The organism is Bacillus songklensis (assembly GCF_042649685.1).
Taxonomy (GTDB): domain Bacteria; phylum Bacillota; class Bacilli; order Bacillales; family Bacillaceae_H; genus Bacillus_BA; species Bacillus_BA songklensis.
The window spans coordinates 1-22,261 of the sequence record NZ_JBHRZT010000039.1 but is presented as its reverse complement, the minus strand read 5'-3'; the positions used below and the strand labels follow the sequence as shown (position 1 = coordinate 22,261).

At 39.8% G+C, this 22,261-nt stretch carries 15 protein-coding genes, 5 tRNA genes and 1 rRNA gene; 1 reads left to right on the top strand and 20 read right to left on the bottom strand.

The window, feature by feature from the left end:
- Positions 1 to 36: 36 nt before the first annotated feature.
- From ACFOU2_RS09125 to ACFOU2_RS09100, 6 genes are all read right to left on the bottom strand, one after another.
- Entirely contained in the window at positions 37 to 831 is a 795-nt protein-coding gene (locus ACFOU2_RS09125; RefSeq protein ID WP_377914356.1) for an ABC transporter ATP-binding protein, read from the bottom strand.
- Complete coding sequence (locus ACFOU2_RS09120) at positions 806 to 1,816, bottom strand: ABC transporter permease (protein ID WP_377914354.1); 1,011 nt, start codon at positions 1,814 to 1,816, stop codon at positions 806 to 808. The genes ACFOU2_RS09125 and ACFOU2_RS09120 overlap by 26 nt, the downstream gene beginning before the upstream one ends.
- A 39-nt stretch (positions 1,817 to 1,855) precedes the next feature.
- Entirely contained in the window at positions 1,856 to 2,854 is a 999-nt protein-coding gene (locus tag ACFOU2_RS09115; protein ID WP_377914352.1) for an ABC transporter substrate-binding protein, read from the bottom strand.
- Positions 2,855 to 3,530: 676 nt separating this feature from the next.
- Positions 3,531 to 4,307: an enoyl-CoA hydratase-related protein gene (locus ACFOU2_RS09110; RefSeq protein ID WP_377914350.1), complete on the bottom strand. Its 777-nt coding sequence runs from the start codon at positions 4,305 to 4,307 to the stop codon at positions 3,531 to 3,533.
- An 84-nt stretch (positions 4,308 to 4,391) separates the two neighbouring features.
- Positions 4,392 to 5,945, bottom strand: a complete 1,554-nt coding sequence (locus ACFOU2_RS09105; protein ID WP_377914348.1) for a fatty acid--CoA ligase family protein — start codon at positions 5,943 to 5,945, stop codon at positions 4,392 to 4,394.
- Positions 5,946 to 6,338: 393 nt separating this feature from the next.
- Positions 6,339 to 7,076: an MBL fold metallo-hydrolase gene (locus tag ACFOU2_RS09100; protein WP_377914346.1), complete on the bottom strand. Its 738-nt coding sequence runs from the start codon at positions 7,074 to 7,076 to the stop codon at positions 6,339 to 6,341.
- Between the two features lie 295 nt (positions 7,077 to 7,371).
- Here ACFOU2_RS09100 and yhfH point away from each other — a divergent pair, with 295 nt between their 5' ends.
- Positions 7,372 to 7,503, top strand: coding sequence for a protein YhfH (gene yhfH, locus ACFOU2_RS09095; RefSeq protein ID WP_377914344.1), 132 nt, complete (start codon positions 7,372 to 7,374; stop codon positions 7,501 to 7,503).
- A gap of 58 nt (positions 7,504 to 7,561) precedes the next feature.
- Here the strand turns inward: yhfH and ACFOU2_RS09090 are convergent, their stop codons facing one another.
- The 14 genes from ACFOU2_RS09090 to rrf all read right to left on the bottom strand — a co-directional run bounded on the left by ACFOU2_RS09090 (position 7,562) and on the right by rrf (position 21,869).
- Entirely contained in the window at positions 7,562 to 9,142 is a 1,581-nt protein-coding gene (locus ACFOU2_RS09090; RefSeq protein ID WP_377914342.1) for a response regulator, read from the bottom strand.
- Positions 9,139 to 10,959 (bottom strand): sensor histidine kinase, encoded by a 1,821-nt coding sequence (locus tag ACFOU2_RS09085; RefSeq protein WP_377914340.1) that lies wholly within the window; start codon positions 10,957 to 10,959, stop codon positions 9,139 to 9,141. Before ACFOU2_RS09085 ends, ACFOU2_RS09090 begins: the two co-directional genes overlap by 4 nt.
- A gap of 195 nt (positions 10,960 to 11,154) precedes the next feature.
- Positions 11,155 to 12,450, bottom strand: a complete 1,296-nt coding sequence (locus ACFOU2_RS09080) for an ABC transporter substrate-binding protein (protein ID WP_377914338.1) — start codon at positions 12,448 to 12,450, stop codon at positions 11,155 to 11,157.
- Positions 12,451 to 12,809: 359 nt separating this feature from the next.
- Positions 12,810 to 13,637: a carbohydrate ABC transporter permease gene (locus tag ACFOU2_RS09075; protein ID WP_377914336.1), complete on the bottom strand. Its 828-nt coding sequence runs from the start codon at positions 13,635 to 13,637 to the stop codon at positions 12,810 to 12,812.
- A complete protein-coding gene (locus ACFOU2_RS09070) occupies positions 13,637 to 14,605 on the bottom strand; it encodes a carbohydrate ABC transporter permease (RefSeq protein ID WP_377914334.1) in 969 nt (322 codons plus the stop codon). The genes ACFOU2_RS09075 and ACFOU2_RS09070 overlap by 1 nt, the downstream gene beginning before the upstream one ends.
- 262 nt (positions 14,606 to 14,867) lie before the next feature.
- Positions 14,868 to 17,396: a YhgE/Pip family protein gene (locus tag ACFOU2_RS09065; RefSeq protein ID WP_377914332.1), complete on the bottom strand. Its 2,529-nt coding sequence runs from the start codon at positions 17,394 to 17,396 to the stop codon at positions 14,868 to 14,870.
- A 120-nt stretch (positions 17,397 to 17,516) separates the two neighbouring features.
- Positions 17,517 to 18,089: a TetR/AcrR family transcriptional regulator gene (locus ACFOU2_RS09060; protein WP_377914330.1), complete on the bottom strand. Its 573-nt coding sequence runs from the start codon at positions 18,087 to 18,089 to the stop codon at positions 17,517 to 17,519.
- A gap of 478 nt (positions 18,090 to 18,567) precedes the next feature.
- The gene (locus ACFOU2_RS25690; protein WP_449237047.1) at positions 18,568 to 20,304 is read right to left on the bottom strand and encodes a methyl-accepting chemotaxis protein; all 1,737 of its coding nucleotides are present in this window, start codon (positions 20,302 to 20,304) and stop codon (positions 18,568 to 18,570) included.
- A gap of 793 nt (positions 20,305 to 21,097) precedes the next feature.
- Positions 21,098 to 21,171 (bottom strand) — tRNA-Ile (locus tag ACFOU2_RS09045).
- 141 nt (positions 21,172 to 21,312) lie between these two features.
- Positions 21,313 to 21,388, bottom strand: a tRNA-Lys gene (locus ACFOU2_RS09040).
- A 16-nt stretch (positions 21,389 to 21,404) separates the two neighbouring features.
- A tRNA-Gln gene (locus tag ACFOU2_RS09035) sits at positions 21,405 to 21,479 on the bottom strand.
- 6 nt (positions 21,480 to 21,485) lie between these two features.
- Positions 21,486 to 21,561: transfer RNA gene (locus tag ACFOU2_RS09030), tRNA-Val, on the bottom strand.
- A gap of 70 nt (positions 21,562 to 21,631) precedes the next feature.
- A tRNA-Glu gene (locus tag ACFOU2_RS09025) sits at positions 21,632 to 21,703 on the bottom strand.
- Between the two features lie 50 nt (positions 21,704 to 21,753).
- Positions 21,754 to 21,869, bottom strand: a 5S ribosomal RNA gene (gene rrf / locus ACFOU2_RS09020).
- Between the last annotated feature and the right edge of the window lie 392 nt (positions 21,870 to 22,261).

Below are 22,261 nucleotides of genomic sequence, written 5' to 3'. Positions count from 1 at the left end.
TTATCCGTGTCCCATTATTTATGTGGATTTATGATATTATACAAGCAATGCCCGGTCACTCGATAATTGTGTCCCACGAATACGCTGGAATTCTTGCAGCAATGATTCAATGGTCAGTTCTTGTTTTTGTTCGTCACTCGCTTCAAAGATAATTTGCCCTTTGTCCATCATGATGAGCTTGTTCCCTAAATATAAAGCTTGCTGCATATTATGAGTTACCATTAAAGTCGTTAAGTGAAGGCGTTCGACAATCTCTTTTGTAAGCTGTGTAATAAGTTCCGCCCTTGAAGGATCCAACGCTGCCGTATGCTCATCCAACAGCAAAATACTCGGCTCTGTAAAAGTAGCCATCAACAAGGAAAGGGCCTGGCGTTCCCCCCCTGAAAGCAGTCCTACTTTTGCATCGAGCCGATTTTCCAATCCGAGTTGGAGACGTTCTAGTTGTTCTTTGAAAAAAACAAGCCGCTTTTTCGTCACCCCGAAAGTCAATGTTCTCCTTCTTGTTCTTGCATATGCAATCGCTAAATTCTCTTCAATGGTCAAATAAGGAGCTGTGCCGGCCATCGGATCCTGGAAAACGCGTCCTATAAGGCGGGCCCGCTGGTGCTCTGGAAGGGATGTAACATTTTTATCGGCGATGACTACCTCTCCGGTATCTGTTTGTAAGCGGCCGGAAATAATGTTCATTAATGTTGATTTTCCTGCCCCATTACTCCCGATAACGGTAACGAAATCTCCTTTTTTTAAGGAAAGAGAGAGATTTTGCAAGGCTATCTTTTCATCTGATGTTCCTTCATTAAACACTTTATAAATCTGATTTAGTTGCAACAATTCTCTCACCCCTGTTTGCAATCTTCACTTTTTCTGCCAATCTTGCTTTTTTCCGTTGCTTTTCCTGATAATTAGCCATCATTTTTGGAAGAAGCAGCGCTAAGATAACAATTGCCGCTGTAATTAATTTCATATCCCCGGTTTCCAAAAACTTGACGCGTAACGCCAGACTTACTATTAAACGGTAGATAATGGAGCCTCCAATGACGGCAAGGGTCGCTCTTGCTATTTTTTTCGTGCCGAAAATGGCTTCACCGATGATAACAGAAGCAAGACCGATGACAATCATCCCGATTCCCATTCCGATATCACTAAAGCCGCTGTACTGCGCTACAAGCGCTCCTGAAAAAGCAACCAGGGCATTGGAAATTCCAAGGCCTACAATAATATATGAGTCCGTATGTCCCCCAAAGCTGCGGATCATATCTAGATTGTCTCCTGTCGCCCTTAGTGCAAGACCTACTTCTGTTTTGAGGAATTGGTCGAGCACAGTCTTTAAGATTGCAACTACCATGATCATCAAAAATGCAATCGCCCACGTTTTTGGAATAAACCCTGCTAGTCCTGCTTGAGCCAATAAGCCATTAACGCTCTTATCGACAGTACTAAACATATTGGTAATGGATGTAAAGATGGTTTCTTCCTGCAACATCGGAATGTTCGATTTCCCCATAATTCTTAGGTTGATTGAGTAAAGGGCAATCATCATTAAAATCCCGGACAGCAATGCATTAATCTTTCCCTTTGTATGAAGAAGACCTGTGATACTTCCCGCTGCAAAGCCACCGATCAGCGCCAAAATAGAAGCGAGCACCGGATTAACCCCGTTTACAATACAAACAGAGGCGATGGCGGCCCCTGTTACGAAACTGCCATCTACTGTTAAATCAGGAATATTTAAAATGCGAAATGAAATGTAAACACCGAGTGCCATAATAGCGTACATAAGACCCGCTTCCACTGAGCCAAACACGGCTGTAAACATGTTTCTCCCCCGTTTCTCCTAGATGATTATCTTCATATTCTATTCAATGTATTCTGCTTCGCTATCCCATTCTTTCAATAATTCAACTCCCATATCACTAGCGGCTTTTTTATTGATAAGAAGCTTCAATTTATCCGGATACTGAACCGGGATGTCAGAAGGCTTTTTCTCCCCTGTTAAAATGCTTGCTGCCATTTCCCCGGCCTGGTAGCCAATGTCATAGTAGTCAAAGCCGTATGCCGCAAACCCTCCGCGCTTAACTGAATCCAGCTCGCCTACATAAAGCGGAATATCTTCGTCACTTGCCACTTTAATGACAGACTCCAGGGCCGATACAACCGTGTTATCTGTAATGATATAGATCACGTCAGCACTTCCAACGAGTGATTCTGCTGCCTGCTTCACTTCAGCCGACGTAGAAACCGGGGCTTCGATAAGCTTCAAATCCGTTCCTTTTATCGCCTTTTTCACCATATTTATTTGTGCCACAGAGTTTTGCTCACCGGAATTGAAAATCATCCCGATTTTCGTTCCCTTTTCATATTTATCAATAAATTTAATCGTATTCGGAATGGCATCCGGATGCGTATCCGTTGTACCTGTAATGTTGGTGCCAGGCTCTTCAAATGATTTCACGAGCTTGGCTCCAACCGGATCCGTTACAGATGTAAAAACAATCGGAATATCTTTCGTTGCGTTCAGTGCTCCCAGCGCACTAGGTGTCGAGTTTGCAAAGATTAAGTCCACATCGTCACCGACAAAATTTTGGGCAATCGTCTGATTGTTGTTCATATCACCCTGAGCTATTTGCACATCATATTCTACTTCCAGCCCTTTGTCCTTTAATGCGGCCTGAAAACCTTTATACGCTTCATCTAATGAATCATGTTCCACAATTTGTGTAACCCCGATTACATACGAATCTTGCTTTTTTTCTCCTTCATTTTTCGCTGTCGTATTCGTACTTGAATTACAGCCGGATGCGAGCAATAACATTGCTAATGCCGCACCTGCCATGGTTCTTTTTCTCTTTATCATCCCATAATTCCCCCTACACGCACTTTTTGACTTTTACACGTCTATGCTTTTATGCGATAAATTATAACCTATACAAAAATAATTTCAAGAATTTTTTAAAAATTTTAATTATCATTTTCCTACTTTTACGCTCTAACTATATGAATCCACATAAATCATGTAGCACGGACAAAAACGGTCCACGCTACATGATTTACGCATAAGGCTTCGCCCATTTCCCTTGCGGGCCCTTGCCGAAGCCTTATACGAGAACCTTTTGAGTCTATTCAGGATGTTCAAACAAAGGAACATAAACGGGATAACAAGCGATAGATGATGTTAAAAAATTAAGTTGAAGTTATATATAAGTCCTACTTAATTTTTTAACCTCTGTCATCGAGCCTTCTTCAATTTGCGCTTTTCTGTTCTCTCACCTTGAGCAGGCTTACAAAGGTCTTCGTATAAGCGGCTGGCAAGAATCCGTAAGGGAGCCTGCCAGCCGCTTATGCGTAAATCATTGAACATGAGAGCGCTTTTTGCTCATGTTCAATGATTTATGTGGATTTATATCCTGGTCTGTGAAAAAAGACCGATCGTAATAAAAAAAATCGTCATGGAAATTTTAGATTCTCCACGACGATTCATTTTGTGAGAGGCCCTGATTCCACATTTCTTTCCATAGTGTTAGAGCTTTTCCTTATTTTCCTTTGAATACAGGTTTTCTCTTTTCGCCAAAAGCCGTTAATGCTTCCATCCGGTCTTCCGTTGGAATGGTTAGTTCATATGCTTTTCTTTCAATATGAAGACCTGTTTGTAAATCTACCTTCATTCCTTCCTTAATGGCAAACTTTGCTTGCTGCAGCGCAACCGGCCCATTTTGCAGCATTGCATCCACTAGACGCTGAGCAGATTCCTCCAGCTGTGCTGGAGGTACAACTTCCATAAACAAGCCGTATGTATATCCCTCAACTGTGGAAAGCTTACGGGCAGTCAAAATCAACTCCAGAGCTCTTGCTTCTCCAATTAAGCGAGGAAGACGCTGGGTACCTCCCGCTCCTGGAATAATAGCCAGACTTGTCTCTGTTAATCCAACAAGCGTATTATCAGCAGCAATCCGGAAATCACAAGCAAGAGCCAACTCCATCCCCCCCCCAAATGCATAGCCGTTCAAAATGGCAATGACAGGCTGAGGCAGCTGTTCAATCTTTGAAAATACTTCGCCAATTTTATAAATATTTCGTTTCACTTCTTCAGGAGTCAATGATTTTCTTTCTTTCAAATCAGCACCCACACTAAAAGCCTTCTCCCCGGCTCCAGTTACAGTGACAACGCGTATGTCTTGATTGAGGCGAATAGCCTCTACCGCTTCCTCTAATTGAAGCAACATTTCATAATTGAAGGCGTTCAATGCTTCAGGACGATTTAATGTAATGCTCGCAACATGCCCATTTACCTCATATCGTATAGCACTCATTTTTCACACCACCTTTGTTAGCGTTCACAATATTGTTTCTATACGAATGAACAAAACCCTTTTTCACCGGTAACTCTTTTGTCATCATTGCTCCAGCAACTGTTGCTTCAACGCTCTTCGCAAAATTTTTCCTGTTGTATTTTTCGGGAGCTCATCCAAAAAGTCAATTTCACTCGGAACCTTATATTTTGCTAGGTGCTCACGGCAGTAGGCCATTAACTCCTCTTCTGTCAGGGAAGCATCTTTTACGACCACAAAACACTTCACCGCTTCCCCGAAGTCCATGTCAGGAATCCCGATGACCGCTGCTTCTACAACAGATGGATGCCCGTATAGTACTTCTTCCACTTCACGCGGATAAACATTATATCCTCCAACAATGATCATGTCTTTCTTACGGTCGACAATATAAAAATATCCGTCTTCATCCATCCTTGCCAAATCCCCTGTATACAACCAGCCCTTCTTAATTGTGCGGGCGGTTTCTTCCGGCATTTTATAATACCCTTTCATGATGTTTGGGCCGCGGACGACCAGCTCTCCAACTTGTCCTACCGGTACCTCCTCACCAAACTCATCCACTACTTTATTTTCTACATTGACAATATTCATCCCGATGGATCCCGGTTTACGCGGTTGATCAAGCGGGTTGAAACATGTAACAGGCGAGGCTTCAGACAGTCCATATCCTTCTGAAATAATGACATTGAATTTTTGCTCAAATGCTTTCAATAGCGCTGCAGGCATAGAGGATCCTCCAGAAATACAAAGCCGTAACGTCTGAACATCTTCTTGCTTCCCCTCAGGATATCGCAGCAAAAAATTATACATGGTTGGAACACCGGCAAAAATCGTAGCCTTATGCTTTCGAATCGTCTCAAAAACGGCTGCCGGACTAAATCTCGGCATAATGATAACGGTTCCCCCATTCATTAAAGGGGCATTTAATGCAACGCTTAAGGAAAATACATGAAACATCGGCAATACAGCCATGACCCAATCTTGCTCATGTATATTTAGGAAGTCAGCGATATCTTTTGCATTCCTGTATAGGTTTTTATGCGTTAACATCGCCCCTTTTGGTTTACCGGTTGTCCCTGATGTATATAAAATAACAGCAGTTTCTTCTTCTTCAACAGCTGGAGGTTCAAATATTGCCTCTCCTGAGGATAACAATTCTGTAAACGGTTTCATTTTTCCGAAAAATGATGATTTCTTTTCATACTGGGTGTCTTCTTGCTGCTGGGGTGTTTCACATGTGATGAAATGATCGACACTTGGAAGTAGCGGTTCAATATCTTGCAACAGAGGAGTAAGCACATCAAGTGCAATGACGGCTTTAACGTCACCATTGTTCAGAATGTAGGTGATTTCATCTGCTGTATATACGGGATTAATAGGAATAACAGTTGCACCTAAACGCAATGCACCATATAATCCGACTACAAAATAGGGCGAGTTTTCTAACAGCATAGCAATATGATCGCCTTTTTTCAAACCCATTTTCTCTAGTCCACCCGCAAATTGGGACACGGCCGCATCTAACTCTAAATAGGTAACAGCTTCGTCTTGAAACACGTATGCATGCTTGTTTGCATGTTGAAGAGCAGTAGCATGCAATTGTGATGATAAATTCACACTCTCACTCCCTTTGGTAGTTTAATGAATGAATAATCATTCATTAAACTATCTTTGTATTATTAAAATATTCTAAATATATTATATTTAACAAAAACTAACATAACAAGATAGCAAAGTGAATCTTTTTACGCATTTCAAAAAAGTGGTCAAGAGTCTTCCTCCTAACCACTTTTCTCCTTCATGTATTCATGATTTTCTCCAAAGCCTTGATTTTGTTGCCTTTCCTTATTAAACAAACGTTTGATTAAACCCGCCTGTTTTTACTAGCCTAGCAGTACCAAAAATATCTCCGTTTCTTCCTTCTTAATTTTTAAAGACAATCTCTCTTTTAATAAACTAATTCAATGAATTGCTCTTTTGTAATATTTCCGAAATAATGTCGGATATCAACTATTCTCTTCCCCATACTAATCCGCTCTTCGCAAGCGTTATGCGTCCCCCAAATTGCTCTTTCGCTTCTGCCACAAGCTGCTCAAGCTCGCCGTAATGAGGCAAGTGGGTCAGCATCAGTTCTTTTATCTTCGCCTTTCGGGCAAGCTGTCCAGCTTCTTTACTGTTCATATGGCCGGCATTTGTTCCATCCTGTTCTTTATAAAAGTTGCATTCACAAATTAATAAATCGGCATTCTCGGAAAATGAAACAAATTCTTCCATATAGCTAGAGTCCGCTGTATACACAACGGTTTGTTCAGCTGCTGTAATTCTCATGGCAAAGCAAGTGACCGGGTGCTTCGTTTCTAGAAAGTTGATTGTAAACGGCCCAATCTTTTTTGAGTGTGCCAAATCATATGATAACGCTTTTGTCACTTTAGGCATCTCCAAACGAGCAAAACCGTTCTCATCATATACATGTCCATACACGGGAAGCTCTGGAACATCTTTTCCGAGATAAGACTGAATGAGCCTTGCATATTGTAAAACGCCTACATCAGCGACATGATCATGGTGATAGTGGGAAAGGATCATCGCATCTAAATCAATTGGCGATACATAATTTTGAAGCTGTGCAACTGCCCCGCTTCCGCAGTCTACCAGCAATTTAAATCCCTCATGTTCAAATAAATAGCTTGATGTTGCCTCGTTTTTTTCCGGGTATCCTCCCCAAAAGCCTACTACTGTTACCTTCATTCTTTTCACCTTTTTCTGCTGTTTTAGTGTTAGCCTTCCCTCATTTGAAAATAAAGAAAAGCGGAGCCGGCTGTTTGGCTCTGATATGCGTTGGCGGACTAAGAACGCGACGAGTATATGCTAAAGATTAGTATAACCGAATTGAACTAAAAAGACGTATTAAAACGCTTATCAATTATTTGATTCTCCCTTCCCTGTTTTATAACACATTCTATTTTTTGTTATAAAACATTGTTGACAACCATACACCTGTTATAATACAATTAAACCAACAAAGATAACGGAGGCGAGTTAAATGTTAGTAAAAATGTCGGAATTTTTCAAAAACCTACCTACAAAAAAATGCGTGGAATGCGGAAAAGAGATTGAAGAGCAGCATGAATGCTATGGTAACAAATGTGACCATTGTTTACATGTCGTTGATTGATAGACTCACTTTCTCTTAAACTATAAAAACAGACCTGTGTTATAACACAGGTCTGTTTTTATATATGAGAAGCTCTATATTCATTAGGGGTAATACCTTCTATCTTTTTGAACACCTTACGAAAATATTTATCATCTTGATACCCAATCATGTTGGCAATTTCATAAATTTTCAACTGACTGTTTTTCAGCAATGATTTTGCCTTATTCATTCTTATTTTTACTAAATAGTCGGAAATATTTTCATCAAATTCTTGTTTGAATTTCCGTGAAATATACTCCCTGCTTAAGTAAAAACGTTCAGCTATTTCCTGAAGTTTGACATCCCGATCAAAGTTGGCTTGAAGATATTGTTCAATTTCATAAATGACATTTTTGTTCTTTTGAAGGGAGTGCCGTTTAACAATCTTTAAAAAGAGGGAAATCTCCCGTTTTTTCCGGTCTATATATTGATCTAATTGAAAGGCCCCATTTTTATCGAAAAAGAAATCTATTTGTTTTTCAATCTGGTCTGTCACAGAGTAAGGAACATGATACTTTTTCAGCCATCGATGGCTCATTACCTGATATTCTTTCTCGAAATGCAAGAGCTGTTTGAGAGATAAAAAGCCTGTTTCTTTAAATTCTTTTAAAATCTGTTCGATGACCTCGTCAAATGCCCTCATTTCACCTGCCTGTACAACCCGCTCAATCGAAGAAGAATAATCCATTAAATTGGTTAAAGAAGCTTGTTCCTCATTTTCTTTTATATACACTCTTTGTTCTTTTTGATCCAACACATTCCGACTCAACAACACCTGCTTGGCATGTTTATAAGAATCGATGAGTTTCGAGCTTTGATGGACAAGTTTCCCTAAAGCCATGGGACATGATACCTTAATTGACCGCTTTAAAGCATCATAAATACATCTTAATATTTCATCCCCCTGATCAAATTTATCCCAAAAGATAATGACGATTTCCCCTTTATTGGATAAATAGCGAAAGCCAATGCCGCATTGTTTTTCACTTAATATCTCATTAATAACATTTAGCACCGTGAAATACGCTAAATCACGATCTCCTTGAAACGCTTCAATTGTTTTTCCGTTTACCCGGACGATGGCCACTTCGTAATTTTGGGCAACATGAAAGCTAAACTCCTCATACAGAGACTTATTGACTTCTTGACTATTTAGCAAATGAGTTAATTTTCGATCACGGTATACAGGCTTCATTTCATTCATCAACTGATGACTGCTTTTATCTTTTTTACGGCTTGCCTCTTCTTTCTTCCAATCCGCTACGGCACTTTCCAGTGTATGGTTTAAAATTTCTGGATCAATCGGCTTTAAAATATAATCCGCACTGCCAAAATGAATCGCTTTTCTCATATAGTGATAATCATCGTATCCTGTGACTACAATTGTTTTACTGCTTGGCTGATTGTTTTTGATCCATTCCAAAAGCTGAATTCCGTCCATTTTCGGCATTTTCATATCTGTAAAAATAATGGCCGGCTTATATTGTTGGATGAGGTCAATGGCTTCTTCCCCATTTTCTGCTTCAAAAATTTCCTCAATCCCTTGTTCATCCCATTGTCCCAGTAATTTGATTCCTTCACGAACGTGTTGTTCATCATCTACGATTAATGCTCTCATGAAGGCTGCACCTCCTTACTCATGACTGCCGGCACTTCAATGATGACAGTAAAGCCGTCGTTTTCATTGCTTTCAATCGTCATTTTTGCCTGATGACTATAATAAATTTGCAGGCGATCATAAATATTTTTCAACCCGATTGCTTCTCTCTTTTTACTATTTAGATGGTTTATACCCATTATCTCACTTTGAATGCTTTTTAACTCTTCCTCATTTACTCCTTTCCCATTATCTTTAACGGAAATGCAAACGCTTCCTTGATCTTTCAGAAAAGCATCGATATAAATAAGTCCTTTCTCCACCTTCTGATCAAACCCATGCTTAAAGCAATTTTCTACAATTGGCTGTAAAATCATTTTCGGTAAGAGGATGTTTTTAACTTCATCTCGAATGTTCAATTCATACTCAAACCGGTCATGAAATCGCTGTTTTTGCAGAACTAAATAAGATTTGACATGTTGTACTTCCTGGATAAACGAAACAACATCTTCTTTCATATTCATGCTGTATCTCATGATGTTTGATAATGAAGTCAATAGTGAATACACTTGAACCGCTTTGTGCTTTAAGGCCAATGTCCCAATTGACTGCAATGCATTATAAAGAAAATGCGGGTTGATTTGTGACTGCAATACACGCAGCTGCGTGGATTTATTTTCAATTTCCAATTTATATTCCCTTTGAATCAAATCATTGATAGTCGTAATCATTGATTTAAAATGCCTTCCCAGCATGCCGAATTCATCATTTCCTAACGAATCAAAGTCGGCTTGAAATTCACCTTTTTCCACCCTTTTCATATTCTCGATCAGCACTTTAATAGGTGAAGTGAATTTAATGGAAACGGCCATTGTGGCCAGTACAACAATCATCAATGTAATGATGCCAATTAAAATATTAATAAAGGCAGTGTCTCTGGCACTTTTATAAAGAAGGTCATAAGGAATTCTTTTTACGATAACCCAGCCTTTGAAGGGTGCGGGAAATTTTTCATGCACAATAACACCCGAAAATTGGTCATCTTTCCATTCCAAGTTATGACTTGATGAAGAGGCTTTTTTCACATGTTGAAACCACTCTTCTTTATTTTCCTCTCCTATTAATTTTTGTTCAGAAGAGTAAACGACAATCCCGTCTTCATTCATTATATAAAAATCTTCTGCTCCTTTCGTATATAAACGATCGGCAATGGCTCCCAATTGTGAAAGGTTAATATCAATAGATAAAAAGCCTAAAAAACGATCTGACGGAACATCTCTTATCATATTATGAAAGCTTAAAACGTTTTTCATTTCAGACTCTGGGATAACAGACAAATTATTATAACTGTAAATCATATGCGGCGGTTCTATTACCGTATAATCGTTGGATTGCCCTAAACGAAAATAGTACGGATGCGTATAGACTTCCTCATACTTACCGCGGCCGCTTAACCTTGAATGATAGATAGTATATGAGTCGTTGTCTTTATGAATATAAAGGTGCATTTGTTCTATTTCCGGCCGTGTATGAAATAAGTACATAAGGATCCGGTTCACTTCTTCCTGGTTTTGGCGCAAATCGCTGGAAACCCCGTACCTTAGCACATTCATAAACGGATTATACCCATAAAGCCTTGAAGTTATCTGGGACATATCCCGCAAGTATGTCATGATATCATCTTTGCCGTTTTCAACGACATGATAGTTCGTAGATAAAAATCGATCCTTTAAAGACTCCTTTGTATGATAATAAGTAATGGCGATTGATGCTCCAAAAGGAAGAACTGTTACAATCATTAGAAAGATAATAAGTTTTTTACGAATGCTCCATCCCATATAATCCTCCTTCGAAACACTTTCATTCTTTATTAACATTCTATATCATTGTAACAAGAAAAGGGAGAGGGCTTATTTATTGTACAATAATTCCATTGTTCCATTACAATAAAGCTTTAATTACCAGAATTCAATATATCTTTCCTATAAAAAACTCCCTTTCCTGGAGGAAAGGGAGTTTTTTATACTTTGTTATTATTTCAACTTAGCCCAAGTGGCGTCGAAAGCCTTAAGCATCTCTTCTTTAGAAGTTTGGCCTCCAACATAAGCTTGCATTGCTGCACCAAATTCTTGTGTTGCACCATTCGGGAACTTGAACCAGTTCCAAGAAAGTGTTTTATTTTCGTTAGAGTATTTCACAATATCTTCACCTAATGGCCCGATTCCTTTTGCTTCAATCATTTTGAACGCAGGGATGAATTTGAAATCTTCAACTAAAGCTTTTTTACCGGTTTCGGATGAAACCATCCAGTTTAAGAAGTCTTTTGCTGCTTGTTTGTCAGCATCCGGTGCATTTTTATTGACTACCCAGTTGTTTGGTACGCCGACTTGTAACTTATCATTTGCTGCTGCATCATCATTGATCGGCATCGGAATGAAGCCAATGTTCATATTTGGAGTGATTTTGTCGATCATTGGCTGTACCCAGTTGCCCTGTTGTACCATTGCTGTTTCACCAGCGGCAAATTGTGTTACCTGAGTATTGTAATCAGTTGTTAAAGGATTTTTGTTACCATATTTCACGGTTAAGTCTAATAGGTTTACAAGTTGGTCAAATTTTTCATTACCAGCAATTTTAGCTGTACCTTCATCCAATCCTTTGATGAATGCATCTGGATCCTCTTGTTGGGCAAATGCTAGGTTTAACAAATGTTGACCGATTACCCACCACTCGCCGTAACCGACTGAGAATGGAGTGATGCCTGCAGCCTTAAGCTTTTTCGAAGCTGCTTCTAACTCTGATAACGTTTTTGGTGTTTCTGTAATCCCCGCTTTTTTGAATAAATCTTTATTATAAATAAATCCGTAGCCCTCAAGGTTCAATGGTTGTCCGTATACTTTACCGTCCATTGTCATGGGCTCTAATGCTGTTTCATATGCATCCTTTACCCACGGTTGATCAGATAAGTCTTCTAATTTTTCTTTCCAAATCTTAGCTTCTTGATAACCGCCGTTGTTGAAGATATCAGGTTCATTACCAGACGCGAATTGAGCTTTTAGCGCAGCAGCATAGTCAGCACCGCCGCCCACGGTTTGGATATTGAATTTCACATTTGGATGCTCTTTTGTATACTCATCTGTTAGCGCTTTCAATTGATCGGCAATCTCAACTTTGAATTGGAACATATCAACGACTACTTCTTCCCCTTTGCCGCCTGAAGCTTTTTCTTTACCGCCAGATGCTTCATTATTAGAACATGCAGTTGCGAAAAGAAGTGAGAATGATAACATACCCGCTACTAATGGAAACCTTTTCATTTTTGGTGACATTTTTGTTTACCCCCTGATTTTTAAGCTTGTCGCTTTAATAATATTGTACTAATATCCTCCCCTTTGAACAGGTGACGATATTGAACAATAGAGTGGAATATATTGATTTCGTTATTTTGTTGGTTTACTTGTAGCATGCTTGATCATGCAGAAATTTTAGAAAGAAGACGCTCCCCTTTCTGAAGGAGAGCCTGTGATTTACCTACGGTTTTTTCAAGCTTAGCCCAGCTGCTGTCCAAAGCTTTTCCTTAGAGAAGTGTGGCCCCCGATGTATGACTGCAGTGCTGCACCTATCGTATCATGATCATTCCCTGCCCAAAGGGGATGATCGTGAACAATAGAGTGAAAAATGAACAAAATTATTTGATTGATCCGCTTGTAATACCTTTAATAATGTGTTTTTGCATCGCAAAGAAGAAGATTAATAATGGAATGATGCTGATTACTAATGCTGCCAGTGCTAAATCCCATTGTTTTGTATATTGACCAAAGAAGAAGAACGTTGCTAATGGAATCGTTCTCAATTCAGGATCCTGAAGCACAAGTAATGGCAATAGGAAGTCATTCCAAATCCATAAGCTGTTTAAGATGACGATTGTGACGGTAATCGGTTTTAATAACGGGAAGACAATTCTCCAAAATACGCCCAATGGTGAACATCCATCAATAATCGCAGCCTCTTCAAGCTCTACTGGAATCCCCTTAATAAAACCGTGATATAAGAAGATTGTCATCCCCGATCCAAAGCCTAAATACATGAACACCAGGCCCCAGATGCTGTTTAATAATCCCATGTTACCCGCTACTTTTACAAGCGGAATCATGATAGATTGAAAGGGGATTACCATTGCTGCTACGAAAATCATGAAAATGACATTACTGATTTTCTTTTTAGTTCTTACAAGCATGTATGCTGCCATTGAACAAAATACAACGATGATTACGTTACTTGCTACTGTAATAATGAGCGAGTTTGTGAATACTTTTACATAATTCATTTGCTGGAATGCATTCACATAGTTTTGAAACTGTAATACCGACGGTAAAGCTGATGTGTTTGTCAAAATTTCAGCAAATGGTTTCAAGGAGTTTGATACAACATAATAGAATGGGACTAGAAACACAAGGCCAAGTAGAATTGCCAAGATTTCAAGGATGAATGTTTTTCCTGTATACTTGTTTTCCATTATGACTCAACCTCCTTCTTCTTCGTGTACATAACTTGAATGGTCGTAATGGCTGCTACTACGATGAAGAAGATTAAAGCCTTTGCTTCACCGAGACCGTAACGGTTGTTTACGAACGCTTCTGTATAAATGTTAAGCGCTAACATTTCTGTCGATTTAAATGGACCGCCATTTGTCAGCGATAAGTTTACGTCAAAGATTTTAAATGACCATGAAATCGTCAAGAATAGACATACCGTCACAGCCGGAGCTACCATCGGCATCGTAATGTGACGAAGAATTTGCCATCTGTTGGCCCCGTCAATTTTAGCTGCTTCAATTAATTCTTGCGGGACATTCTGTAATGCAGCTGTATAGATCAACATAATATAGCCTGCACCTTGCCATACACTTACGATCACGATACCCCAGAAAGCGGTTTTGGCGTCCCCCAGCCAAGGTAACTCAAAAAGAGAAATACCTGTTAATTGTCCAACTGACGCAAAGCCCTTTACAAAAATGAACTGCCAAACAAATCCTAATAGAAGACCACCAATTAAGTTCGGCAGGAAAAATACCGTCCGTAACATATTTCTTGTTTTCAGCATCTGCGTAACAAGCAACGCTAATCCGAATCCTACAATATTGGTTAATATAATGGCAACTACCGTGTATTTAGTTGTAATCCAGAAGGACTTCTGAAATTGCTTGTCCTCTGTAAATAAATATTTAAAATTATCAAATCCGACCCAGTGAATATTTCCCGTTACACCGTTCCAATCTGTAAAGGCATAATAAACACCTGTAAAGAAAGGAATTAATACAATGATGGTAAATGCTAAAAAGGCCGGACCTACAAATAGGGCGAACAACCCTGCCTTTTTCAATTTCCTCTGACTATTTGTGTTAACTGCCTCCTGGCTTTTCACTTTCTTCTGATTATTCAAGGGAACTAACTCCATATTTTCCAACTTACTCTGATTATTCATCCTCTTGCACCTCCCATATCTTTATTTTAGTGAATTGAAATTTTTATGAAACTGCTTACATTGACCGATAGGGTGGAAAATATTGAACTCATAATAGGATCGTCCCTTTCTAAAAAAAGGGAACGGACCTATCATGAATAAAAAAAGAAAATGATTACACAATTTTTCCGTATATAATTGAGCCACAGATGATTAAAAACAATATTTTACACCCGTAAATAAAAAGCTCTTTCCCATTTTCAAGGAAAGAGCTTGTTTACTTTTAAGAATTGATTGTATTGCCTTTTTCCTCAACCATTGCACTAAATTTACGTTTGTGCTGTATGGTCAAGTATGTGATTGTACCCGCAGCGGCAATGACCAGGAACATGGATAAAACCGTTGCATTGTTCCACATGAATGCAAAGTCACCACTTGAAATGACTGCTTTAAATCCAGCCACTGAGTAGGACATCGGCAGCCAGCTATGGAAAGGCTGGAGCGCAGCCGGTATTAATTCCAGAGGGAAAGTTCCTGCACTTGTTGAGAGCTGCAAAATTAAAATGATAATCGCTATAAATCGTCCCGGATTGCCTAAAGGGGTCACAAGCATTTGAATCAGCGCCATGAACGTCAGACTCGTGAAGACACTAAATAGAAGGAATAGCGGAACACTTTGTACTTCCATGCCTAAACCAACTAATAAGATTGCGTCTACCAACAATGCTTGTATAACTCCTACTACAGCAAGGATACCAAACTTTCCGATAAACCAACTAAATCCATTCTTCGGAACATTGGCCGGCTCATAAAACGGAAAGACGATTGAAATTACTAAAGCACCGACAAATAAGCTTAGTGATACAAAATAAGGAGCAACCCCTGTACCGTAGTTTGGAACTTTGTTGATTTTTGTATTTTTCACATCCACAGGGTCTGCAAACATATTGTACACCTCATCATTTGCTTTTACATCACTCATTTCTTTCGCACCATTAGAAAGCTTGGAAGCCAATTCGTTTGAGCCTTCCGATAGCTCGTTCATCCCATTTGCCAGCTCACCGGAACCGTCTGATAACTTGTTCATCCCATTTGCCAGCTCACCGGAACCGCTTGATAGTTTGTTCATGCCGTTTGCCAGCTCACCGGAACCGCTTGATAGTTTGTTCATGCCGTTTGCCAGCTCGCCAGAACCGTCTGATAACTTGTTCATCCCATTTGCCAGCTCACCGGAACCGTCTGATAACTTATTCATCCCATTTGCCAGCTCACCGGAACCATCAGCTAGCTTGCTCATTCCATTGACAAGTTCACCAGAACCTGAAGCAAGTCTATTTGTACCATCCTGTAGTTTAGCTGAACCAACTGCCAATTCACCTAGTCCTGAAGATAGCTGTTTACTTCCATTTGCTAACTGTTCTTGCCCCTGGATTAAACGCTTCATTCCATCACCGAGCGCTAATTGTCCTTGATGAAGCTGATTGGCTCCTGCTGATAGACCCTCTGCTTCGTCTTTCATTTTTGAAGCAGAAGCTGACAACTCGTTTAATCCGCCCTCTACCTGCTCATTTCCAGCAGCTAACTTGGTCAAATTATCTTTCATTGATTGAAGAACTGCTTTTTGTTGGGGGTCGCTTGTTTGAGCGATCATACCACCAATTTTTTGAATCATTTCATCTAGTCCTGCACTCACTTGGGCAGCACCGTCTTTTACACTTTGTGCACCTTCAGTCCATTGAGTTAAAGAAGATGCCAATTGGCCGGCTCCTTCGCTTACTTTCTCGGAACCACTTGTCAATTGCGGCAATTTGCCATTCAGCTCATTCATCCCGGCAAGCGATTGATCTAATCCAGAAGAAATAGTTTCTGCTCCGCCTTTGGCATCCTCAATACCTATATGAAGCTTGCCGGCTCCCTCACTCGTTTCATTAATTCCTTTATTAAGTTTATCCGCTCCACTTTTTGCTGAGTCAATCCCATTGTAAAGATTATTTGCTCCATTTTCAGCTGAATTAATGCCATTATGAAGCTCGTTCACTCCGCTTTTAGCGTTGTCAATTCCTCCGTGGATTTCATTTGCCCCGTTTTGAGCTGAATCAATACCATTGTGAAGCTCGTTTACTCCATTTTTAGCCTTATCAATTCCTCCATGGACTTCATTTATTCCATTCTTGACTTTATCGATTCCTCCTTGAAGGTCATTTGCTCCATTTTTCGCTGAATCGATTCCATCATGTAGCTTGCCGGCTCCTTCGCTTGCATCTGCTAATCCTTTTGATACATCTTTAATATCCGCAAAAACTGTCTCCGCATAAGTTTCTGTTATATTATTCGACACTTCTTCCTTGATCCGTGCAATGGCTGAATCCCCGATTTTAGTAGATAAAAAGTTAGATCCTTCGTTTGCTGTGTAAATCAGATCTAATTTCTTCGGATGTTCCTCTTTCAGAGTTGTAGCATTTTGAGAGAAGTCTTTCGGAATTTCGATTATCATATAATACTTTTGGCTGGTAAGTCCTTTTTGGGCTCCCTCTTTGCTTACAAACTTCCAATCGAATTTCTTCTCTTCTTTTAAATTGTCAATCAGCTCATCCCCTATATTTAGCTTTTCGCCATCCATTGTTGCACCCCTATCTTCATTTACCACGGCTACAGGCAATTTATCTACATGACCGTATGGATCCCAAAAAGCCCATAAAAGCACGCTGCTGTAAAGCAAAGGGACGAATAACACACCAATAACAGAAATTAAAATTTTACGATTTTTAACCACTGCTGAAAATTCCTCTATTAGCGTTGACAAACCTTTCATGACAAACCTCCTGTCCTCTCGAATAAGAAAATATAACCTATTTATTCATTGAATTTTTCACCTTTCAACATTTGACCGTTTTATTCATTTGGTCATTTTAAACCATAAAAGATGGACCATCTACATTGATAATCCACGCAATAAATAAAATTCAATTAATTGTGCAATCATTTCTTTAGATAAAGGTTCGTGACGCTTTTCCCAGTCCGAGACAAGGGCAATATACATTTTAATGAGGAGAAAAGCCGTAATCTCAGGATCACATTCCCGGATTTCTCCTTTTTGAATCGCTGCTTCAATCTTTTGCTTGATATAAGAAACGATGGCAATCTCAACCCGCTCCATCACTTCTTGTACAGCTGGTGTGCCCATTTCCTTTTCTTCTTGTGTCAGCTTAATCATAAGCTGATGTTGTTTTCGGAACTCTAGAATACAATAAAGCGCCTGGTGGGCATTTTCGAAAAAAGATCGATCACGGTCCATCACCTGATCTGCTGCCTCTTTCATTTCCATAATCATGGATGATACAATTTCATCAAACAGCTCCTCTTTGTTTTTAAAAAATGTATAAATGGTCCCTTTTCCGACATTGGCCAATTTAGCTACCTGATCCATTGTGGTTGCTTTATAGCCAAATAAGGAAAAGGATTTTGTCGCTGCTTGAATGATTGACTGTCTACGATCAATCGCCACTTTTCCGCCTCCACTCTGACCAAAATAACAAAATGGTCAATTAGTATGTTTATAACGATATCATGGTTTTATGCTAGATGCAACTATTGTTATTCTTTTATTAGAATACGCCTTCTCCCTGTATATGAATCCGAGAACCTTTGTAAGCTCATTCAAGATGAGAGAACAGAAAGATGCGAATAGAAAAAAGCCTAGTGATAGAGGTTGAAAAATTAAGGAGGCTGTCCCATAAGTCTCGAATTAATGATAAAAATTGATCTTTACTGAAAGGACCCGTCACGGAATCCTCTGATTTTGCTGGACTTTCATGACCGGTCCTTTAATTTTTCAACATCAGTTTTTACCGTTTATGCTATTCATGGCCTTTCTGTTCTGACATCATGATATTTCAAGTCTCCCAAAATGAAAAGAGTGTAAAGAAAAAATCTCCCTTTCTCTACACTCTCAGCTTAATCATGATCAGGCTTTGTAATCTAAATTATACTTTAAATTTGTACATGAGTTCTTGTAAGTTCATCGCCATTTTGGATAAGGAGTTAGCCGACGCTGTAATTTCTTCCATGGAAGCCAACTGTTCTTCCGTTGAAGCTGCCACGCTTTGGGAATGCATGGAGGTTTCCCTTGAGATGGTCGTGATACCATCAACAGTTGCACTTACCTCTTGGGCACCAGCTGATATTTGCTCTGTCGTTGCCGCCATTTCATCAATCTGTGCCCCTATTTTCTCCATTGAATCAAGGATTTCTTTAAAACTTGCCTGAGTCTTTTCGACAATTCCCAGTCCATCTTGCACATCTGCTTTCACTTGGTTGATCGAATCAGTTGAACGGGCCATATCTACTTGAATTTCTTTAATGAGTTCCGAAATTTGAGTAGACGACTGCTGAGATTGCTCGGCAAGTTTACGGACTTCATCTGCCACAACCGCGAATCCCTTGCCATGCTCCCCGGCCCGTGCAGCTTCAATTGCTGCATTTAATGCTAACAAGTTGGTTTGATTGGCAATGTCTGTGATAACCTTTGTGATTTTGCCTATTTCCCGCGATCTTTTATCCAGCAACTCAATGACTTCTCCGCTTACGTCCACGGATTGATGAATCGCATTTATTTGTTGCGCCGTCTTCCCTACATACTCTCCGCCCTGTTTAGCTTGTTCTGTTAACTGTGTACCAGATTCTGCAATGGATGAAGAATTTTCTGCAATATGTTGAATGCCAATGGTTACCTCTTCTAAGGAATTTGCACTTTCTTCTACATGTACCATTTGGGTTTCAGCCCCATTAGCTACTTCTTGAATCGCTTCTGTGATTTGTTCCGTGGCCTTACTTGCTTGCTCAGCACCGGCAGTTAGCTCTTCCGATGAAGCTGCAACTTGTTCAGATGTTTGCAGTACTTCATGAATCATGCTACGCAGGTTTTCTTTCATAGAATTATAGCTGTTCGAAAGATCGCTTAGTTCATCTCCGGCATCATCTACAACGTCCGTTGTAAAGTCTCCCTTTCCTGCCATATCCAATGCATGTGAAATGGCTGTTAATCTCTTCTTTAACCTACGTGTGAACCATAACGTTACCAGGACTGAAAGGAGAATCACCACAACCAGCACCATGACAAATATCTTGAGAAACGAGGCTATCGTTGTATCGATAATTTTTTGGGAGGCTCCTACATACAAAATTCCGATTGCCTCTCCGTTACGGTCCTTAAGGGGCATATAGGCCGTTTGATACCAATTCCCTGCGACCTCAGCTTCTCCATAGTAGTTTTCACCCCTCTTCAATACGGAATTTGCTACTTCTGATGATACTTGTGTTCCGATAGCCCGCCCGCCATCTTTCGTGACGTTTGTTGATATTCGAGTCTCTTCTTGAAAAATCGTGACCGTATCCCCGGTGTCTTTCCCTATTTTATCAACGACCTCGAAATTTTCGTTCATAACGGTTGAGCCTTTATATAACTTTCCGTTTTTAATCATCCACTCACCAGGGTATTTATTTTTTATGTACCGATGGGCTAAACCTAAATCTCCTTTTGCCTTTTCTACCGCAAACTGTTTTATTCCTATCGTTACTTGCTGAATAACAATAGTTGCTACTACTGACGATAAAAATAGGATAATTCCTAAAACGATTAAATTGATCTTTGTTCCTAATTTCAACTTTAATTTGGACTTACGGTTTCTTCTGTGTTTTTCCTCTTTTGTTTGAAGTATCATATTTTCCCCTCTCAAAAACTTATCTTTATACCCATTCGTTTACGCTGTGACACCCTCATGAATTTGAGCTATTTGGCTTCTAATGGACTCTATGTCACTTAAGGATGCAAATAAATCTTCCATGAATACCTATAATCCCCGCCATATATTCTGGTACCTATGGTATTTTCGTTGAACGCTCATTGCTGAACGATCTAATTTAATTCAAATTCTGTATTAAAAATCATAGTGTTACATATCCAATATAGGACTTTATCAAATAAATAAAAAACGCTTACTGTTTGTAGATTTTCCACCTAGAAACAGAAAGCGTTTTAGTTCTTCTGCAGGTCCCTTACAAAAAAACCAAAATTCTTCATTTATGATAAAGTACTGTTTAACTGGTGACAGGCACTCTGTTTCCCATCAAACTGTGGTACCTTTCTTCCTTATATAATTGGTACTATAAACCTATTGCAAAATTATTTTTTTTAATCTCGATTTAGATTATATCAATTCAAATAAAATTTTCAATGTTTTTTCGACAAAATAATGCAAAAAAATCATTATTTGTCATTAATAAGAGCAAGATCTATAGCAAATACATCTGAAATATATAGCAAAATAATACTAAAAATTAAATGAATCAATTTCATAATAGTTTCATCCGTACTCTATACGAACCGAATTTTTGACGTTCTATTTTTTTAAAAAAGGTATTTGTTAACAAGTGCAAGAACTTTCTCAACAGTCAAAAAAAGCATTGAGTGAGTACTCACTCAATGCTTTTTTAATTAGCTCATATATAAATTAATGGGCCTAAATGGACTTGAACCATCGACCTCACGCTTATCAGGCGTGCGCTCTAACCAGCTGAGCTATAGGCCCATAAACAAAGGAAATAATAATTGAGCGGGTGATGGGAATCAAACATCCTAACGGTACGGCAGTCATCTACCGCTGAATTTTAAGTCCTGTGCGCCTTCTGACAAGTTCCGGCACACCCGCAAGTGATATCTTTACTAATGGTGGTGAGCCATGAAGGACTCGAACCTTCGACCCTCTGATTAAAAGTCAGATGCTCTACCGACTGAGCTAATGGCTCATCAATGAATAATGAATGGCTGGGCTAGCTGGATTCGAACCAACGCATGACGGAGTCAAAGTCCGTTGCCTTACCGCTTGGCTATAGCCCAATATAATGGTGGAGGATGACGGGATCGAACCGCCGACCCCCTGCTTGTAAGGCAGGTGCTCTCCCAGCTGAGCTAATCCTCCGATGCACAGGATGTGCAAGTGCAGACGTTGCGGCAGGGACGTCGCGAACTTAGTCTGCCATCCTTTAAGATGACCCGTACGGGATTCGAACCCGTGTTACCGCCGTGAAAGGGCGGTGTCTTAACCACTTGACCAACGGGCCAAATAAAAACCATAAAAAACCCCCAATCATTAAATATAGGGGTTTCAATAGCCTGGCGACGTCCTACTCTCACAGGGGGAGACCCCCAACTACCATCGGCGCTGAAGAGCTTAACTTCCGTGTTCGGCATGGGAACGGGTGTGACCTCTTCGCCATCATCACCAGACTATATGAAGGTTGTTCCTTCAAAACTAGATAACACGTTGCTGAGGAAAGCGTGTTGTGCTTTTCATTGTCCAGTTGCGCAAGCTATATCCTACGGTCATTTCGCGTCTTCCGACGAAACCAAAGAGCGGTTTCTCTGTCAGAAGCTCCAATGCCCTATGGATATGAGCGAGCTTTCTCCGCTTTTCTTGATTGTCTAGCTGTGAAAGCCAAACCGTACGGCTGTTTCGCTTCCTCTGTTGAGACTATCGTCTCTTCCGCCAGAAGCTCCAACATCCTATCGGTTTAAACGAGCTTTCTCCGCTTTTCGTTTAGGTTAAGTCCTCGATCGATTAGTATCAGTCAACTCCACGTGTCACCACGCTTCCATCTCTGACCTATCAACCTGATCAT

Excerpts from the sequence above, each read along its gene's own strand:
- ACFOU2_RS09080 (WP_377914338.1), bottom strand. The coding sequence starts at position 12,450 with ATGTCACCAAAAATGAAAAGGTTTCCATTAGTAGCGGGTATGTTATCA.
- ACFOU2_RS09090 (WP_377914342.1), bottom strand. The coding sequence starts at position 9,142 with ATGAGAGCATTAATCGTAGATGATGAACAACACGTTCGTGAAGGAATC.
- ACFOU2_RS09115 (WP_377914352.1), bottom strand. The coding sequence starts at position 2,854 with ATGATAAAGAGAAAAAGAACCATGGCAGGTGCGGCATTAGCAATGTTA.
- ACFOU2_RS09100 (WP_377914346.1), bottom strand. The coding sequence starts at position 7,076 with ATGAAGGTAACAGTAGTAGGCTTTTGGGGAGGATACCCGGAAAAAAAC.
- ACFOU2_RS09120 (WP_377914354.1), bottom strand. The coding sequence starts at position 1,816 with ATGTTTACAGCCGTGTTTGGCTCAGTGGAAGCGGGTCTTATGTACGCT.
- ACFOU2_RS09085 (WP_377914340.1), bottom strand. The coding sequence starts at position 10,959 with ATGGGATGGAGCATTCGTAAAAAACTTATTATCTTTCTAATGATTGTA.
- yhfH (WP_377914344.1), top strand. The coding sequence starts at position 7,372 with ATGTTAGTAAAAATGTCGGAATTTTTCAAAAACCTACCTACAAAAAAA.
- ACFOU2_RS09070 (WP_377914334.1), bottom strand. The coding sequence starts at position 14,605 with ATGAATAATCAGAGTAAGTTGGAAAATATGGAGTTAGTTCCCTTGAAT.
- ACFOU2_RS09110 (WP_377914350.1), bottom strand. The coding sequence starts at position 4,307 with ATGAGTGCTATACGATATGAGGTAAATGGGCATGTTGCGAGCATTACA.
- ACFOU2_RS25690 (WP_449237047.1), bottom strand. The coding sequence starts at position 20,304 with ATGATACTTCAAACAAAAGAGGAAAAACACAGAAGAAACCGTAAGTCC.
- ACFOU2_RS09075 (WP_377914336.1), bottom strand. The coding sequence starts at position 13,637 with ATGGAAAACAAGTATACAGGAAAAACATTCATCCTTGAAATCTTGGCA.
- ACFOU2_RS09065 (WP_377914332.1), bottom strand. The coding sequence starts at position 17,396 with ATGAAAGGTTTGTCAACGCTAATAGAGGAATTTTCAGCAGTGGTTAAA.